Origin of the sequence: Allofournierella sp. CML151 (assembly GCF_027853465.1) — a bacterium.
GTDB lineage: Bacteria > Bacillota > Clostridia > Oscillospirales > Ruminococcaceae > Allofournierella.
Map to the genome: position 1 here is coordinate 15302 of NZ_JAPNNW010000002.1, position 16875 is coordinate 32176.

At 59.9% G+C, this 16875-nt stretch carries 15 protein-coding genes; 4 read left to right on the forward strand and 11 right to left on the reverse strand.

Annotated elements, in window-relative coordinates:
* Positions 1–92 precede the first annotated feature (92 nt).
* Positions 93–1358: an MFS transporter gene (locus PH256_RS01770; RefSeq protein ID WP_270912745.1), complete on the forward strand. Its 1266-nt coding sequence runs from the start codon at positions 93–95 to the stop codon at positions 1356–1358.
* 69 nt (positions 1359–1427) lie between these two features.
* Here the strand turns inward: PH256_RS01770 and PH256_RS01775 are convergent, their stop codons facing one another.
* The 10 genes from PH256_RS01775 to hypB form a co-directional block, all read right to left on the reverse strand.
* Entirely contained in the window at positions 1428–2282 is an 855-nt protein-coding gene (locus tag PH256_RS01775; protein WP_270912746.1) for an HAD-IIA family hydrolase, read from the reverse strand.
* Between the two features lie 7 nt (positions 2283–2289).
* Entirely contained in the window at positions 2290–3033 is a 744-nt protein-coding gene (locus PH256_RS01780) for a glycerophosphodiester phosphodiesterase (protein ID WP_270912747.1), read from the reverse strand.
* A gap of 88 nt (positions 3034–3121) precedes the next feature.
* A complete protein-coding gene (locus tag PH256_RS01785) occupies positions 3122–4540 on the reverse strand; it encodes an ABC transporter substrate-binding protein (RefSeq protein ID WP_087185043.1) in 1419 nt (472 codons plus the stop codon).
* Between the two features lie 90 nt (positions 4541–4630).
* Positions 4631–5392: a carbohydrate ABC transporter permease gene (locus tag PH256_RS01790; protein WP_442866646.1), complete on the reverse strand. Its 762-nt coding sequence runs from the start codon at positions 5390–5392 to the stop codon at positions 4631–4633.
* A 171-nt stretch (positions 5393–5563) separates the two neighbouring features.
* Entirely contained in the window at positions 5564–6433 is an 870-nt protein-coding gene (locus PH256_RS01795) for a carbohydrate ABC transporter permease (RefSeq protein WP_270912748.1), read from the reverse strand.
* Positions 6430–7554: an ABC transporter ATP-binding protein gene (locus PH256_RS01800; protein WP_087185041.1), complete on the reverse strand. Its 1125-nt coding sequence runs from the start codon at positions 7552–7554 to the stop codon at positions 6430–6432. Before PH256_RS01800 ends, PH256_RS01795 begins: the two co-directional genes overlap by 4 nt.
* Positions 7555–7867: 313 nt before the next feature.
* On the reverse strand, positions 7868–8914 hold the full coding sequence (locus PH256_RS01805) for a DUF5692 family protein (protein WP_087185040.1): 1047 nt from the start codon (positions 8912–8914) through the stop codon (positions 7868–7870).
* A 57-nt stretch (positions 8915–8971) separates the two neighbouring features.
* Positions 8972–9385: a hydrogenase maturation nickel metallochaperone HypA gene (locus PH256_RS01810; RefSeq protein WP_087185039.1), complete on the reverse strand. Its 414-nt coding sequence runs from the start codon at positions 9383–9385 to the stop codon at positions 8972–8974.
* 3 nt (positions 9386–9388) lie between these two features.
* Positions 9389–12157 (reverse strand): FAD-dependent oxidoreductase, encoded by a 2769-nt coding sequence (locus PH256_RS01815; RefSeq protein WP_270912749.1) that lies wholly within the window; start codon positions 12155–12157, stop codon positions 9389–9391.
* Between the two features lie 25 nt (positions 12158–12182).
* Positions 12183–12863 (reverse strand): hydrogenase nickel incorporation protein HypB, encoded by a 681-nt coding sequence (gene hypB, locus PH256_RS01820; protein ID WP_270912750.1) that lies wholly within the window; start codon positions 12861–12863, stop codon positions 12183–12185.
* Positions 12864–13095: 232 nt separating this feature from the next.
* Here hypB and PH256_RS01825 point away from each other — a divergent pair, with 232 nt between their 5' ends.
* Positions 13096–13806 carry a FadR/GntR family transcriptional regulator gene (locus tag PH256_RS01825; protein ID WP_270912751.1) on the forward strand — a complete coding sequence of 237 codons (711 nt, stop codon included), beginning with the start codon at positions 13096–13098 and terminating at the stop codon, positions 13804–13806.
* A gap of 138 nt (positions 13807–13944) precedes the next feature.
* On the opposite strand, the gene coaBC is transcribed toward PH256_RS01825, so the two are convergent.
* Complete coding sequence (gene coaBC / locus PH256_RS01830) at positions 13945–15144, reverse strand: bifunctional phosphopantothenoylcysteine decarboxylase/phosphopantothenate--cysteine ligase CoaBC (protein WP_270912752.1); 1200 nt, start codon at positions 15142–15144, stop codon at positions 13945–13947.
* A 231-nt stretch (positions 15145–15375) separates the two neighbouring features.
* On the opposite strand from coaBC, the gene PH256_RS01835 reads away from it, so the two are divergent.
* Complete coding sequence (locus PH256_RS01835; RefSeq protein ID WP_087185034.1) at positions 15376–16023, forward strand: ECF transporter S component; 648 nt, start codon at positions 15376–15378, stop codon at positions 16021–16023.
* Positions 16024–16059: 36 nt separating this feature from the next.
* Positions 16060–16833, forward strand: a complete 774-nt coding sequence (locus tag PH256_RS01840) for a type III pantothenate kinase (protein ID WP_087185033.1) — start codon at positions 16060–16062, stop codon at positions 16831–16833.
* Positions 16834–16875: the final 42 nt, after the last annotated feature.

Below are 16875 nucleotides of genomic sequence, written 5' to 3' on the forward strand. Positions count from 1 at the left end.
TTTTGTCTTTACGGACTGAAAAAACCTCTTCCCCTTTGCTGCGTTCTGTGATAAAATGTGGCGGAGTAACAAACGACAGGCGGAAGAAAAACATGAAACAGAATGCAAAATGGAAGCAGCACGCCCTGATTCGGGTGCTGGCAAACAACCGCGGAAATCCCCGCACCCTGATCTTCATCGAACCGCTGTGGGGCATCCCCTACAACCTGATCGCCCCCTTTGCCACCCTTTACATGTACACCCTGGGCGTGACCGACGTGCAGATCGGTCTGATCCTTTCGGTCACCATGGCGGTACAGGTGGTCATTGCCTTCTGGGGCGGCATCCTCACCGACAAGCTGGGCCGCAAGTTCACCACCATGCTGGGCGACTTTTTCGGCTGGGCCATTGCCTGCCTGGTGTGGGCAGTGTCGCAGAATTTCTGGATGTTCCTTATTGCGGCGGTGCTCAACTGCTTTGAACAGGTGAACCAGACGGCCTGGTTTTGCCTGCTGATCGAGGACGCCGACCCGGCCGATCTGGTAGAGATCTACACTTGGGTGACCATCGGCGGGCTGGTGGCAGTATTTTTCGCTCCCCTTTCCGGTCTCTTCGTGAACGCCTATTCCATGGTACCGGTGGTGCGGGTGCTGTATTTCCTGTTCGCCCTCACCATGACCGCCAAAACCCTCATTACCTTCCGGTTCTGCCACGAGACCGGTCAGGGTCGCATCCGGCGCCAGCAGACCAAGGGCGTTTCGCCGCTGCGGATGCTGGCGGAATACCGCCAGCTGATTCCCCGCCTGCTGCGCAGCCCCGGTCTTTTGAAGGCGGTGGCGGTGTCTGTCATCTTTTACATCACCAACATGGTGAACAACACCTTTTTCAGCCTGTATGTGACCCAGCGGCTGGGCCTTTCGGAGAATTTTCTGGCAGTGTTCCCCATCCTGAATGCAGTGGTCATGCTGGTGTTCATGGTGGGCGTGCAGCACCGACTGCGCTTTTCCCAGTTCCGGCTATCCCTGTGGCTGGGGCTGGCGCTCTACGGAGCGGGCACGCTGGTGCTGATTCTGGCACCGCTGAACGGGCTGGGCGCGGTGCTGGCCTATGTGCTGCTCTGTGCGGTGGGCGCCGCTCTGGTGAACCCCCGCAAGGATGCCCTGCTCCAGCTGAATCTGGACGCTCAGGAACGGGCCCGGATGAATGCGCTGATCATCGCCTCCACGGTAGCGCTCTCCTGCCCCTTCGGCTATTTTGCAGGCTGGCTTTCCAGCCTGGACCGCCGCCTGCCCTTCGCGTTCAGCCTGGTGCTGTTCGCTGTGGCTGCGCTGGTGGTGAGCCGGGTGCGGGAGCCCGGCCCCGACGGGCAGACCGAATAAGATTTTTAAAAGCAAAAAAGCTGTTCCCTTTTCATCCGGGAACAGCTTTTTTGTTTGCTTTTTCTGTTTTCAGACTGCTTGCACCTGTGCCGAAACGGCCTGCGGCGCGGCAGGTGCCGCTGCCCGGGCCGGAGCAATGGCTGCGGCCAGCTCCTTCACCGAGGGGAACAGATACCGGGGCGAATGGGCAAAGGCCGCTGCATCCTGCAGGGTAGCCTCGCCGCTCAGCACCAGGGCGGTATCCACCCCGGCATGCACGCCGCACAGAATGTCGGTATACAGCCGGTCGCCCACCACAAGCGTCTGCTCCGGGGTGCAGCCGGTGAGCGCCAGGGCGTACTCCACCATGGCAGGCTCCGGCTTGCCGATGAAGCGGGGGCGCTTGCCGGTGGCGGTCTCGATCATGTTGCAGATGGCCCCGCAGTCCGGCAGGTAACCAAACTCCACCGGGCAGACCAAATCCGGGTTGGTGGCGATGTATTCCGGCTCGCCCTCGGTGAGCAGACGGCACACATCCTTGATCTTCTCGTAATTGAGCTGGTTGTCGTAGGACACCAGCACGCAGTCAATGCCACTCTGCAGGCTCGTGGTGATGCGCAGGCCGTTTTCGCGGCATTCCTGCAAAAAAGAATCGGTGGCGAGACCGTAGATCAGCTTATCCGAGCAGTGTTTTTTCAGGTACTGAATGGTGGCATAAGCGGCGGTAATGTACTGGTCCGGGCCGGTCTCTACCCCCAGCCGCCGGAAAAAGCGGATGTAATCCCGGGTACCGCGGGTGGCGTTGTTGGTGATGAAGATGAATTGCCCGCCACTTTGACGAATGGTCTCCAGAAAGGCTTTGGCACCGTCGATCAGGCCCTCGCCCTTGCAGATGGTGCCGTCGATGTCCAGCAAAAAGAGTTTTTTCTGACGCAGCTGTTCCACCGTCGGCTTACTCCTTTTCTTCCAGTTCCGCCCGCACCTGCAGCGCCAGGGCGGGATCGTTGGTGATCACCGCATCCACTCCGCGCTCCATCAGCAGGCGCATATCCTCCGGGCGGTTCACAGTCCACACCCGCACAGCCAGGCCGCTCTGCAGGTAATCGGTGAGGAAATCTGCCATCTTCACGTGCCACAGAGCCGGATGCAGGCCCTTCACACCCCGGCGGGCGGCGTATTTTTCCACCTCGAAGATCACATCACTGAAAAGATACGCGGTCTCGGCGGTGGGGTCCAGGCGGCGGACCTCCTCGATGCTGTAATGGTTGAAGGAGGAGTAGACCACCCGGTCCTGCATGCCCAGCTCCTTCACCAGCTCCAGAGTCTTTTTCTCGATGCCCTCGTACCACAAAATGCCGGTCTTCAGCTCGATGTTCACCTGCATATCGCCGGGGCGCACCAGCTCCAGCACCTGGCGCAGGGTGGGAATGCGGGCCGCCTCAAAGCCTTCCATGTGATTGTCTGCCCGCAGAGCCTGCAGCTGGGCCAGGGTATGCTCCTTCACCAGGCCTGTGCCGTTTGTGGTGCGCCCCAGAGTCTCGTCGTGGATGACCACCAGCTCACCGTCCGCGCTCAGGTGTACATCCAGCTCGATGCCCTCGGCCCCCTGCTCCATGGCCAGACGGAAGGCCTCCAGCGTATTTTCGGGGGCGTACTGGCTTGCGCCCCGGTGGGCGAATACTTTGCTCTGTTTCATGGTTTTTTCTCCTTTGTTGTCTGCAATCAAACCGAAAGACCGGGAAAAGATGAGTCTTTTCCCGGTCGTGCTTCCGGCGATGGGAAGATCAGCCGTTGATCAGGTTATAGGTTTCGATGGTCTCGTTCATCTGGTCGGCAATGGACTGCACCGCCTCCTCGGGGGTCTGGCCGCCGCTGAGCATCTCCTCGATCTCGGTCTCCACAATCTGGCGGGACTCGGGGAATACGCTCAGCAGAGCGCCCGCGTACTGGGGAGCGGAATCATGCAGCTGGTCGATGGCGGTCTGGAACTGGGGGTACTGCTCCATGTTCTGCTTGTAGGTATCCTGCTCGGCGGCAGCGGTGGTCACCGGGAAGTAGCCGGTCTGAGCATTCCAGTAAGCCTGGGACTCGGGAGAGATCAAAAACTCGATGAAGCGCCAGGTGGCAGCAGCCTTGGTTTCATCGTTGTTGTTCAGCGCCCACAGAGAGCCGCCGCCGATGGACACGCCGCCCTCGTCGCTGTCATTTACCTTGGGGAAGTAGGCGGTGCCCACCTCAAAGGAATCGCCGCTGTCCTGCAGGACCTGCTTCAGGGAAGCGGTGCTGCCGAACATCATGGCAGCCTTGCCGGAGGTGAAGTCGGTGGTGGCAGTGTCGCTGCCGGAACGGCCCACGTTGGGAGCAACGCCCGCATCGTACAGCTGCTTCCAACCGTTCAGGATGTTCAGCGCGCCGCCGTTGGAATCGAACACCACGCTGGTGGCAGCCGCGTCACGGCCGTTGCCGTTGTCCACCAGGTCCAGGCCCTGCTTGCTCATGAACTGCTCAAACCACCAGCCGTACACACTGATGGCAATGGGCTCGGTGCAGCCGGCGGCCTTCAGCTTTTCGCCGGCCTCGGCGATCTCGGAGAAGCTGGTGGGAACCTGCTCAATGCCCGCGGCCTCGAACATGTCCTTGTTGTAGTACAGCAGAGGGGTGGAGGAGTTGAAGGGCATGGAGTACAGGCCGTCGCCGGTGGTGTAGTAGGCGGCGATGTTGGGCTCAATCTGGGAGATATCATAGCCGGAGGCATCGACCATTTCCTGCATGGGAATGACCCAGCCGGAGTCGATCATGAATCGAGTGCCGATGTCGTAGATCTGAACCAGATCCGCGCCCATGTTGCCGATCTGGGCGCTCTTGAGCTTGTTGATGGCGTCGTCGTAGCTGCCTTGGTACACGGCCTCCACGGTGATGCCGTACTCATTTTCGGCGTTGAACTTATCCACCAGATAGGTCATGGCCTCGCCGTTCACGCCGCCCATGGAATGCCAGAAGGTGATCTTGGTTCCATTGGTGTCCACATTGGCAAAGTTCTCGCTGATCAGGCCGGAGCTCTGAGCCTCGGTCTGCACGGCGGTGTTCTCAGCGGTGCCGCCCGCTGCGGCAGAGCTGCCGGACGCGCCCGCGCCGCAGCCGGCCAGGGTGGTCATTGCCATTGCGGCGGCCAGAACGCCCGCCAGGATCTTCTTTTTCTGCATTTCTTTTCTCTCCTCAAATACTTATTATACTTCGTTGTTTATCCTTTTTCTATTTACAAACGGCGTATTTTCGCCGGTTGCAGCGTTTATTTAACCCTTCACCGCGCCGGAGAACATCCCCCGGATCAGCTGCTTCTGGCCCACCACGAAGATGATCATGCTGGGGATGATCACCGACACCACACCGGCCATCATCAGGGTAATGGACTGGGCATCGGTGTTGTCCAGCATACTGATACCGATCTGCACGGTGCGCATCTCCTGGGAGCCGGTGACCAGCAGGGGCCACATGTACATGTTCCAGGCGTTGATGAAGGTGTAAACCGACATGGCGCCGATGGCAGACTTGGTGAGCGGCAGCAGAATGCGCACGATGAAGCGCAGGTTGCCGCAGCCGTCCAGCTTGGCGGACTCATACAGCGAGATGGGGAAGGTCATATAGAACTGACGGAACAGGAAAATCCCCATAGCGGAGGTGAGCGAGGGCAGAATCAGCACCAGGTAGGTGTCCAGAATGCCCAGCTGGCTCACGGTCAGGTAATTGGAGATGATGGTGGCCTCGCCGGGCACCATCATGGTGGCCATCACCAGCATGAACAGCACATTCTTGCCCTTGAAGTTCAAAAACGAGAAGGCAAAGGCCGCCAGCGAGCAGGTGAGAATCTGGCCCAGGGTGATGCACCCGGCCACCAGGAAGGAGTTCAAGATAAAGCGCAGCAGGGGCACCTGCGCCCAGGCGCGCAGATAGTTTTCCAGCGTGGGAGCGCTGGGGATTAAATTCATATCCATGGTGAACAGCTCGCTGCCGGTCATCAGGGAAACACTAACCGCATACAGCAGCGGGAACAGCATGAACAGGGCTACCACCACATTCAGCGCAACCAGCACGCCGGTCTTAATGCGGCGGCGGCGCAGAGCGGCAGCACTCATGCGGCGATGCAGAGCCGCCAGCTGCTCTTCGGTATACTGGCCCCGGCGCAGCACGCCGTTCAGCGGGGCCTTTTGATTCACAGGCATATCCATTTAATACTTGACTCCCTTCTTTTCCACCTTGAACATAACCAGGGTCAGCGCCATGATGATGAGGAACAAAATGACGGACTGGGCAGCCGCGCTGCCGAACTTGTAGTTGAAGAAGGCGTCGCGGTAGATGGAGTAAACAATCAGGTTGGTGGACTCGCCGGGGCCGCCCTGGGTCAGGATCTTCACCTGGCCAAAGGACTGGAAGGCCTGGATGATGTTGACCACCAAGGTATAGAAGATGATGGGGCTCAGGCCCGGCAGGGTGAGCCGGAAGAACTTCTGAACGCCGCTGGCGCCGTCCACAGAGGCGCGCTCATAGATGGATTCGTCGATGTTGCCCAGGCCCGCGGAGAAGTACAGGAAGTTGATGCCGCTGTTCAGCCAGGCAGTGAGCACCGCCACGCAGATAAGGGCGTAGCGGGGGTCGCTGATCCAGTTGATGTCCAGACCGGTGAGCTTGTTGAACACGCCGATGGTGGGGTTCAGGATCACCTTGAAGATCATCGCCGCGCCGCTGGAGGCAATGGCCATGGGCAGCGCATAGGCGGTGCTGAAGGCCCGGATGCCCGGGAAGGTCTTGCTGCACAGTACGGCGGTGGCAAGGCCCAGCAGCATGCTGCCGAACACCACGATCACCACAAAGATCAGGGTGACCAGGATGCTGTTGTAGAAGCTTTCGGAGGTGAGCAGGTCGGTGTAGTTTTTCATCCCCACAAAGATCTTGGCCTTGCCCAGCTTATCGGTGAGGAACAGGCTCAGATAAATGGTCTTGAAAAAGGGGTAAAACAGGAACATGCCGAACACTGCAAAGCAGGGGATCAGGTAACAATAGGGGCTCACCCCGGTGAGCCGTTGACGTAACTGGTTCATTCGCAATCGCTCCACTGATAAAAAAGATTTTGTTCGGTCTCACCATCGAAAAAGTGAGCCTTTTCCATATCCACCCACAGGGAGGCCGCATCGCCCGCGCGTGCGTCGGTGCGTTCCTTTACCCGGGCGGCAAACTCACCGTCGGCGGTTTCCAGATGCAGGATGGTCTCGTGACCCAGGCCCTCACAGGCGGTGAGGCGGCCGTCCATCCGGCCCAGCACCCGGTTTGCTGCCTGCGTGGGCAGAATGTCCTCGGGGCGGACACCCAGCACCACCTCGCGGCCTTTGCAGCGGGGCCACAGGCCCGCCGCCTGATCAAAGGTCAGCGGCAGGCACAGACCGTTCCGGCTGCGGAACACAATACTCTGCTCCCCTTCCTCCACGGTGCCGCGGACAAAGTTCATGGCCGGAGAGCCGATGAAGCCCGCCACAAACAGGTTGGTGGGGCGGCTGTATAACTCCGCCGGGCTTGCCACCTGCTGGATGCGTCCCTCCTTCATCACCACAATGCGATCCGCCAGAGTCATGGCCTCGGTCTGGTCATGGGTTACATAAATCATGGTGGCGCCCAGCTTCTGATGCAGCGCCGCCAGCTCCACCCGCATGTGGGCCCGCAGCTTCGCATCCAGGTTGGACAGCGGCTCGTCCATCAAAAAAGCCCGGGGCTCACGCATGATGGCGCTGCCGATGGCCACCCGCTGCTTCTGCCCGCCGGACAGCTGGCCCGGACGGCGGTCCAAAAGGTGCTTGATGTCCAGCATTTCGGCGGCCTTGTCCACCCGCCGGGCAATCTGGTCCTTGGGCACCTTGCGCACCGACAGCGAAAAGGCCATGTTGTCGTACACGCTCATCTGCGGATACAGTGCGTAATTCTGGAACACCATGGACAGATCCCGCTCACCGGGCTCGGCGTAATTGCACAGCTCGTCGCCGATCCACAGTTCGCCTTCGCTGATCTCCTCCAGCCCGGCAATCATGCGCAGGGTGGTGGACTTGCCACAGCCGGAAGGGCCCACAAATACGATGAACTCGCCATCGTGGATGTGCAGCGAGAAATCGCTCACCGCCCGCTGGCCCTTGTCGTATATTTTGCTGATATTCTTCAAAACGATTTCTGCCATAAAGCTTTTCTCTTCCCCCTTGTCTTTCGCCGGGCGCCCGCACTTTCGGGGTCCACACTGCCCGGTACACTGGGTATGATAACGGATTTTTCCGTCCCCTTCCGCCGCTTTCCGGTAAATCGTTTGTAAAAAGCAAGAAAAGCAAATTCGCCCAAAATCTTCCAAAACTTACCGGAAATTCTGCCAGCCAAATGCCGCAAAAACAAGGCCCCGGCAACGCAGAGGGGGAAATCTGCGCCGCCGGGGCAAGGAAAGAGGAGAATGGATCGGTTTTGTTAAATTCTGTTAAGTGTTTGCAAGATTTTGCTCAGGTTTATCGGGTAACTTCCGCCCGGGCCATGGCCTGACGGTAATCCCGGTGATCGGTGAAGATCTCGTTCTTATAGGGATTCTTCTTCTGCTCCACCGACCGCTTGATGATGATGGCCAGCACAATCACGTTGGCCGCCAGCGCCAGAATGGCGATCACGCCCTGCATGGTGGGATTGGCAGTGGCGGGCCGCACGGAGGCATCCATCACACCGTCGGAATAGAGCACCGGCAGGGTGCTGAACACACTGTAATCCTGGAAGGCCGGGAACACCTGGGCAAACATGCACCACAGAGCCAGGGTGTTGGCGCGGTTCTGAATCCAGCCGCCCTTGTTCCACAGCGCGTTTGCGAAGGTGGGGGCCAGCAGCAGAGCCAGACCGCAGTACCAGGCATGGGTGGGCAGGTTGTTGTAGGTGTACTCGAAGTTCCACAGGTCGTAGGCGATGATGAAGTAGATGGTCATATCCGGCCAAAGCATGTCGTCATGCTTTTTGGAGGAGTAGATACCCCACCAGCCGGTCATGCACAGGATGTTCAAAATGCCCGCGATGCCGTTGACCCAGTTCCACCAGCCGCCGTACAGCCACACGTTCTCGCTGGACAGCCACCAGCGGTCACCGGTGGCAGCCAGGGCCATGGCGCCCCGGATGCCGGACTCGAAATCGCTGCACACGGCGATCAGAATGTTGATGGCCACGATGGCGAAGGGAAATACCCGGAACCAGGGCTGCTTGCCGATGCCCCACTTATACTTGATCATCATAAAGCCGATGCATCCGGCGGTGGCCGCATACAGCTTGGCGTAATGGAACCAGCTGTTCATGTGAACGTAAGTAGGATTATTCAACGCCCACTCGGCGCCCATGGCCGCGCCCACATAGATGGACACGAAATACACGGTGAGTGCCGCAGGCAGAATCAAAAAGAAAAACACCCCTCCCTGTTTGGTGCGGCGAGCAAGCTCGTTCAGCACCACCAGGCCCGCAAAGACCAGCAGCCAGCCCAACAGCTGGAAGCCGGCGTTTTCTCCATAAATCTGGAACAACATGATAAATTTCCTCCTTTGCCGGCACGTTTTTGTGTCGGCTTTTTCCAATTGGCTTGATCAGGCCCGGCCGCAAACCGGGCACTGTCTCTCCCCCTCCCCTTCCGGTTCGGGGGGAATATCATTTTCTTCGGGCACCTCGATCTCCTTAATGAGCATCTCACTGCCCTGCAAAAGGTGGGTGTGCTCAGAGCCGCAGGCCGGGCAGGTCTTGCCGTGGGCCACGGTGGGATAAATCTCACCGCAGCTCTCGCACAGAGTCTGGGCGGGGATGGTCTCCACCCGCAGCTGTGCGCCCTTGAGCAATTCCGAGCGGTCTGCCGCCCAGCGCCAGCAATCCTGCAGATAGCGCTCCACCACACCGGACACCTCGCCCAGCTGGAGCGTCACCGCGCTGACCCGGGGCACCCGGTTTTTACGGCCCACCTCTTCCACGCCGCGGATGATGTGGAACACGATGCCCAGTTCATGCATGGCTCATTTCTCCTTCTTGCCGAAGCGGATCTTCATCTCCCGCTTGAGCATATAGGGCAGGATCGCCTTGAACTTGTCTTCACTGCGCACCATGTTGCTGCAATCGGGCAGCTCGCGGGAAAGGTGGATGGCGTCGAACTCGCACTTGGTGGTGCAGATGCCGCAGCCGATGCACTTGTTGGGGTCCACCACCGAAGCGCCGCAGCCAAGGCAGCGGGCGGTCTCGGTCTTTACCTGCTCCTCGGTGAAGGTGCCATGGGCATCCCGGAAGGAGCGGGTGTGATCGATGCGGCCGTCCATAGCCGGGTACTGGCGGGCAGCAGTGTCGTAGCCGGTGAGAACCGCGTTGTCCTTGTCCAGCTCAATGAACTGGCGGCGGTCCCGGCCGATGGTCATGCTGGTGTTGGGCTGTACGAACCGGTGAATGGACACTGCACCCTGCTTGCCCGCGGCAATGGCGTCGATGGCGAAGCTGGGGCCGGTGTACACGTCGCCGCCCACAAACACGTCCGGCTGGGCGGTCTGGTAGGTCAGCGGGTCTGCCTGGGCCCGGCCGCCGCCACCCAGCTGCACGGTGCTGCCGATGAGCAGCCCGCCCCACTGGATGCTCTGGCCGATGCTCATGAACACCCGGTCACAGGGCACGGTCATGGTATCCTTCTCGTCGTAGACCGGAGCGAAACGGCCGTTTGCGTCGGTGACCGACACGCAGCGCTTGAACTCCACACCGGTGACCTTGCCGTTTTCCTCCAGGATACGGCTGGGACCCCATCCACAATGAATGGCCGCACCCTCCTGACGGGCCTCGGCGATCTCCTCGGGAGAGGCGGGCATCTGGTTTTCCTGCTCCAGGCAGTACATGGCCACCTCCTCCGCGCCGCAGCGCAGACAGGAGCGGGCTACGTCGATGGCCACGTTGCCGCCGCCGATCACCACCGCCCGACCCTTGACCGGGGTGGTCTCGTCCTCGCTGACCCGATGGAGGAACTCCACCGCGGTAGTCACGCCCTCGGCGTTTTCGCCGGGGATGCCTGCCGTCCGGCCGCCCTGGCAGCCGATGGCCAGATAGAAGGCCTTGTAGCCCTGGGCACGCAGCTCATCCAGGGTCACATCACGGCCCACTTCCACATTGCAGCGGATCTCCACGCCCATCTGGCGCAGTACCTCGATCTCCGCGTCCACAACATCCTTCTCCAGCTTGTAGGAGGGGATGCCATAGACCAGCATGCCGCCGGGGCGGGCGTTTTTCTCAAACACAGTGGGCTTGTAGCCCTTCTTGGCCAGGAAGAAGGCACAGGACAGACCCGCCGGGCCGGCGCCCACAATGGCGATCTTATCATCGAAGCCGCCCCGGTTGGAGGGAGGCTGGATGGGCGGCACATAGCGGGTGGCCGCGTCCAGATCCTTCTGGGCGATGAACTTTTTCACTTCGTCGATGGCCACCGCCTGGTCGATCTTGCCGCGGGTGCAGGCGTCCTCACAGCGGCGGTTGCACACCCGGCCGCACACCGCCGGGAAGGGGTTCTCCTGCTTGATCAGGGCCAGCGCCTCGGTGTAGCGGCCCTGGGCTGCCATTTTCAGGTAGCCCTGCACCGCGATGTGTGCCGGGCAGGCGGTCTTGCAGGGGGCGGTGCCGGTGTCGTGACAGTTGGTGCGGTTGGTATCCCGGTAGTTGATGTCCCACTTTTCCGGGCCCCATTTCACCCGGTCCGGCAGCTCCTGACGGGGGTATTCCACCGGGCCGTCCTTGGTGCAGAGCTTCTGGCCCAGACGCACCGCGCCCGCCGGGCAGTATTCCACGCAACGGCCGCAGGCCACGCAGTTTTCGGTGGTCACGCTGGCCACATAGGCCGAGCGGCTCATGTTGGGAGTATTGAACAACTGGCTGGTACGCAAAGCGTTGCAGATGTTCACGTTGCAGTTGCAGATGGCAAAGATCTTGTTCTCGCCGTCAATGTTGGTAATCTGGTGCACAAAGCCATTGTCCTCGGCGCGCTTTAAGATGCGCAGCACCCCGTCCCGGTCCACATAGTGGCCCTTGTTGGTCTCCACCAGATAGTCCGCCATATCACCCACGCCGATGCACCAATCCTCCGGGTCATCGCCGCAGCCCTCGCCCAGCTTGGCGCGGGACATACGGCAGGAGCAGGGGCTGGCAGCGTATTTGCCGTCGTACTTATCCAACCAGTGAGAGATGTGTTCGATGTCCACCGAGCGGTTCTCGGTCTGGATGGCCTGCTCCACCGGGATCACATGCATACCGATGCCCGCGCCGCCGGGAGGCACCATCGCCGTGATGTGCTCCAGCGGCAGGAAGGTCATGCGCTCGAAAAAGGCGGTGACCTCCGGGTGCTCGTCGATCTGCTGCTGCTTCATGTTGAAGAACTCGGCGCTGCCGGGCACGAACATGGGCAGCACATACTGCTTTTCCCGTCGCTCGTTTTCCCAGTTGTATTCCAGCAGGCCCACGTTGCTCATTTCCTGCAGCAGAGGCTCCAGCTCCTGGGCAGGCTTGCCGGTAACCTTGACCAGCTGGGGCAGGGTCATGGGCTTGCGCACCTTCATTTTCAGGGCCACATCCGCCATCTCGTCAGTGACGATGCCCGCAAGGCCCCAGTATTCCGGGTCCTCGGCAGTAAGCGGGCGCAGCTTAGCGGGTACCCGGTCGGTGATCTTCTGGCCCAGCTTTAAAATCTTCTCCCTCGGCTTTTCGTCCTTCGGGATGGAAAAGGGCAGCTTTTCTTCATCCAGAGGAAAATGGGTCTGACTCATATCCTTTTGTCCTTTCCTTCGTTTCTCAGCTCTTCCAGTCCTTTACCTGGGTGCGCAGCCAGTCGGCCCAGGCCCCGATGCCTTCGCCGGTTTTGGCGCAGATGGGAATGACCACCGCGTTCGGGTTGCGCATACGGATGTACTCCCTGCACTTTTCCAGGTCAAAGTCGAAATAGGGCATTACGTCCATCTTGTTGATGAGCACCACGTCGCACACCGAGAACATCAGCGGGTATTTCAGGGGCTTGTCGTGGCCTTCCGGCACCGACAGAATCATGGCGTTCTTCACCGCGCCGGTGTCGAACTCCGCCGGGCAGACCAGATTGCCCACGTTTTCCAGAATGGCCAGGTCCACGTCTTCGGTGCCCAGCGCCTCCAGACCCTGGCGGGTCATGTCCGCGTCCAGATGGCACATACCGCCGGTGTGCAGCTGAATGGCCTTCACGCCGGTGTCGGCCATGGCTTTGGCGTCCACGTCCGAGTCAATGTCCGCCTCCATCACGCCGATGCGCAGCTGGCCTTCCAGCGCCTTTACGGTCTGTTTCAGAGTGGTGGTTTTGCCCGCGCCGGGCGAGGACATCAGGTTCAGAAGAAATACGCCCTTTTCCTTCAGTTCCCCGCGCAGATTGCGGGCCTGTTCGTCGTTGGATGCAAACACACTCTGCTTGATCTCGATCACTTTTACCTTGCTGGTGGTATCCGCCATGGGTCCCCCTCCTTGTTTTCCGGGCGGGTCTTGTGGCCCAACCAGGGCCGTTTTTTTCCGCTTTCCCCCGCCATTTAGCTGTTAATAGCTTAACATTCCCATTGTAAGCCGTCAATCAAATCCCAATTTTTCAGAGAACAGCCCAAAAGAATGGCTTTTCCTTAAGCGAATTGCATGGTAAAATAAGGCTGTGGTATGTGGTATAGCCACAACAAAAGTCGAGGTGATTTTCATGCCCTTTGAAAAACTGAATTCCCCCAGTCTGAAACAATTGTTCGTGCGCCAGCTCCAAGGCATGATTCTTTCCGGCGAACTGCCCATGGGCACTCAGCTTCCCCCCGAACGGGAGCTGGCCCGTCAGATGCAGGTGAGCCGGGCGGTGGTGAACGGCGGCCTGGCTGAGCTGGCTCAACAGGGGTTTCTGGAGGTGCGTCCCCGCCAGGGCACCTGCGTGGCGGATTACCGCCGCAAGGGCAACCTCTCCACTCTGATCGCCATCATGGAATACCGGGACGGCGTGCTGGGCAAGGACGAGATCCGCTCGCTGCTGGAGGTGCGCCAGGCGCTGGAGCATCTGGCGGTGAACTCCGCCATCCGTCATGCGTCGGACCAGGCGCTGGACAGCTTGGGCGACCATCTGGCCCGCATCGCCCAGGCAGAGGATATCGCCCAGGCTGCTGAAGCGGCGTTCCAGTTTCAGCATGAACTGGCTCTGGTGGGCGACAACAGCATCGTGCCGCTGATTTACTATTCCTTTAAAGCCCCGGTCATCACCCTCTGGATGCGCTTTTGCCGGCTGTACGGCATTGAAGCGCTGCTGCGCAACACCGAGCGCCTGTACGATTGCATCCGCGCACGGGACGAACAGGCCGCGGCAGAATGGATCGACCGGTACCTGGGCCAGGCCATCCGGGGCAGCCAGCAGATCTACAGCGAGCGCTAAGCGGTTGTTTTCCCGCCCCCTTCCCCATAACCGAAACACACAAAAAAGAGTGCGCCGCCCTCCGTTCAGGGCGACGCACTCTTTTTATTCGTCGTAAATGATATTTTTAGAAAGCGAAATCAGCCGAAGCGACCAAACTCACTTTGCGGCCCGCATGGCCATAATCTTATCCACGATACAGCCGGCCACCTGGGCTTTGTCCATCTGGGGCTGAGGCTCGACCCCCTCCTTGGTGATGAAGGTGATCACATTGGTGCCTGCGCCGAAGCCCGCGCCTGCCACCTTCACATTGTTGCCCACCACCAGGTCCAGATTCTTGGCCTCCAGCTTTTTGCGGGCGTTTTTCTCCAGGTTCTGGGTCTCCATGGCAAAGCCGCACAAAAACTGCCCGGCGGGCTTTTCTTCGCCCAGGCTGCGCAGAATGTCCCGGGTGCGCTCCAGCGGGATCGCCCAGCCGCCCTCCGCCTTCTTGATCTTCTCGCTCGCCACGGTGGCCGGGCGGTAATCCGCCACAGCAGCAGCCTTGATGATGATGTCCTGCCCGGCAGCGCAGCTGGTCACGGCTTCATACATCTCCTGAGCGCTCACCACCGGCACCACCTCCACGAAGGGGGGCGGGGTCAGGGCGGTGCGGCCGGTGACCAGGGTGACCTGAGCGCCCCGCAGCATGCAGTTGCGAGCCAGCTGATAGCCCATGGTGCCGGTGGAATGGTTGGTGATGTAGCGCACCGGGTCGATGGCCTCCTGGGTGGGCCCGGCGGTGACCAGCACCTTCAAGCCCTTCATATCCTTTTCCAGGGCCAGGTCCCGCAGGATGTACTGGAGCATCACCTCCGGCTCCACCATCTTGCCCATACCGCTGTCGCCGCAGGCCAGATGGCCGCTCACCGGCTGGATCAGCTCCATGCCGTAGTGCTCCAGCTTTTTCAGATTGTCCTGCACGATGGGGTTTTCGTACATCTGGGTGTTCATGGCCGGAGCCACCAGCTTTTTGCACTTGCAGGCCAGCAGAGTGGTGGTGAGCATATCGTCGGCCAGACCATTGGCCAGCTTACCGATCACGTTGGCGGTGGCGGGGGCCACCAGGGCGATGTCCGCCTGCTTGGCCACCGACACATGCTCCACATTGAACTCAAAGTTCCGGTCAAAGGTATCCACCAGGCATTTGTGGCCGGTGAGGGTCTCAAAAGTGATGGGGTTGATAAAGTTGGTGGCATTTTGGGTCATCAGCACCTGAACGTCCGCGTGCTGCTTGACCAGAAGGCTGGCCATGGTGGCCATTTTATATGCCGCGATGCCGCCGGTGACCGCCAGCACCACATGTTTTCCCTTGAGCATGTTGCCGTTTCTCCTTTTTGCCCGGCCACGGGGCCGGTTTTCTCTGCCTTTTATTATAACACAAAAACGCATCCGGCCCAAGGTCGGCGCAGCACCCGAAAGTAACCGCGAAAAATGGGCCAGGCCAGTAAAAATTCCCTTTCTTTTCTTGTTTCGTGCCGGGTTTAGTGCTATACTGAACAGCGTATTGTATCCCGATTTCGGGAATAATAACAAGGAGGACAATTGAATATGTACAAAAACGGAACTGCGCACAACTCGCGCGGGCTGGTGCAGCTCGCCCTTTTTTCGGCCATCATCATAGCAATGGCCATGGTACCCTTTCTGGGCTACATCCCGCTTGGCTTCATGCGGGCGACGATTATCCACATCCCGGTAATTCTGGGCTCGGTGCTTCTCGGCCCCCGCAAGGGCGCGGTGCTGGGCGGCGTGTTCGGTCTCACCAGCCTGGTGAACAACACGGTATCCCCCAATGTGACCTCGTTCGTGTTCACCCCCTTCTACAGCCTGGGCGACGTGCACGGCAGCTGGGCCAGCCTGGTGATCGTTCTGGTGCCCCGCATTCTGGTGGGTGTGCTTCCGTATTTTGTATTTAAAGGTCTGAAGCGGCTGCTGGGCTCTGCCCCCGGCAAGCTCACCGTGAGCCTGGGTGCTGCCGGGTTCGTGGGCTCCATGACCAATACCCTGCTGGTGATGAACCTGATTTTCGTGTTCTTCGGCGAAAGCTATGGCGCGGCCAAGGGTGTGGCGGCGGATGCAGTGTATCCCTTCATCCTGTCCATCATCGGGCTGCAGGGCGTACCGGAGGCAATTGTGGCCACCATCATCGTGGCCCTGGTGGGCCGCCCCCTGCTGCGCTTTGCCAGCAGCAAGGTTTGAATCACACATACATCGAGTAACGAGGAGTTTTGACATATGATCCTTGCACTGGACATCGGCAACACCAACATCGTGATCGGCTACCTGGAATCCGAGGAGAACATTGTGTTTGTGGAACGGCTCTCCACTGATCTGGGCAAAACCTCGCTGGAATATGCCATCAGCATCAAAAACGTGCTGGAGCTTTATAACGTGGACATGAACACGCTGGAGGGCGTAATCATCTCGTCGGTGGTACCGCCCATCACCAACCTGATCTGCCAGGCGGTGCGCACCGTCACCGGCCACGAGGCCATGGTGGTGGGCCCCGGTGTGAAAAACGGGCTGCACATCAAGATGGACAACCCCGCCCAGCTGGGCAGCGACCGCGTGGTGTGCGCCGTGGCAGGCATCCGGGATTACCCGGTGCCCCTGGTGATCGTGGATCTGGGCACCGCCACCACCGTGGAGGTGCTGGACGCGGAGAAGAGCTACATCGGCGGCATGATCCTGCCGGGCGTGAACGCCTCGCTGGAGGCACTGGTGCGCCACACCTCTCAGCTGCCCAAAATCAGCCTGGATTCTCCCCGCCGCCTGATCGGCAAGAACACCATCGAGTGCATGAAGAGCGGCATCATTCATGGCAACGCCGCCTGCCTGGACGGTCTGATCGACCGCATCCAGGAGGAGCTGGGCGAGCCTGTGACCGTGGTTGCCACCGGTGGTCTGGCCAATGTAATCGTGCCCCACTGCCGCCACAAAATCATCATCGACGACGCGCTGCTCTTGAAGGGCCTGCTGCTCATCTACCAGAAAAACCAGCAGAAATAATTTTTGCAAAACGGAAAACGCCCGGGGCTCTCGGGCGTTTTA

Coding starts and splice junctions, on each gene's coding strand:
- PH256_RS01770 (WP_270912745.1), top strand. CDS start 93: ATGAAACAGAATGCAAAATGGAAGCAGCACGCCCTGATTCGGGTGCTG.
- PH256_RS01780 (WP_270912747.1), bottom strand. CDS start 3,033: ATGAAACAGAGCAAAGTATTCGCCCACCGGGGCGCAAGCCAGTACGCC.
- PH256_RS01785 (WP_087185043.1), bottom strand. CDS start 4,540: ATGCAGAAAAAGAAGATCCTGGCGGGCGTTCTGGCCGCCGCAATGGCA.
- PH256_RS01790 (WP_442866646.1), bottom strand. CDS start 5,392: ATGCTGTTCCCGCTGCTGTATGCGGTTAGTGTTTCCCTGATGACCGGC.
- PH256_RS01795 (WP_270912748.1), bottom strand. CDS start 6,433: ATGAACCAGTTACGTCAACGGCTCACCGGGGTGAGCCCCTATTGTTAC.
- PH256_RS01800 (WP_087185041.1), bottom strand. CDS start 7,554: ATGGCAGAAATCGTTTTGAAGAATATCAGCAAAATATACGACAAGGGC.
- PH256_RS01805 (WP_087185040.1), bottom strand. CDS start 8,914: ATGTTGTTCCAGATTTATGGAGAAAACGCCGGCTTCCAGCTGTTGGGC.
- PH256_RS01810 (WP_087185039.1), bottom strand. CDS start 9,385: ATGCATGAACTGGGCATCGTGTTCCACATCATCCGCGGCGTGGAAGAG.
- PH256_RS01815 (WP_270912749.1), bottom strand. CDS start 12,157: ATGAGTCAGACCCATTTTCCTCTGGATGAAGAAAAGCTGCCCTTTTCC.
- hypB (WP_270912750.1), bottom strand. CDS start 12,863: ATGGCGGATACCACCAGCAAGGTAAAAGTGATCGAGATCAAGCAGAGT.
- PH256_RS01825 (WP_270912751.1), top strand. CDS start 13,096: ATGCCCTTTGAAAAACTGAATTCCCCCAGTCTGAAACAATTGTTCGTG.
- coaBC (WP_270912752.1), bottom strand. CDS start 15,144: ATGCTCAAGGGAAAACATGTGGTGCTGGCGGTCACCGGCGGCATCGCG.
- PH256_RS01835 (WP_087185034.1), top strand. CDS start 15,376: ATGTACAAAAACGGAACTGCGCACAACTCGCGCGGGCTGGTGCAGCTC.
- PH256_RS01840 (WP_087185033.1), top strand. CDS start 16,060: ATGATCCTTGCACTGGACATCGGCAACACCAACATCGTGATCGGCTAC.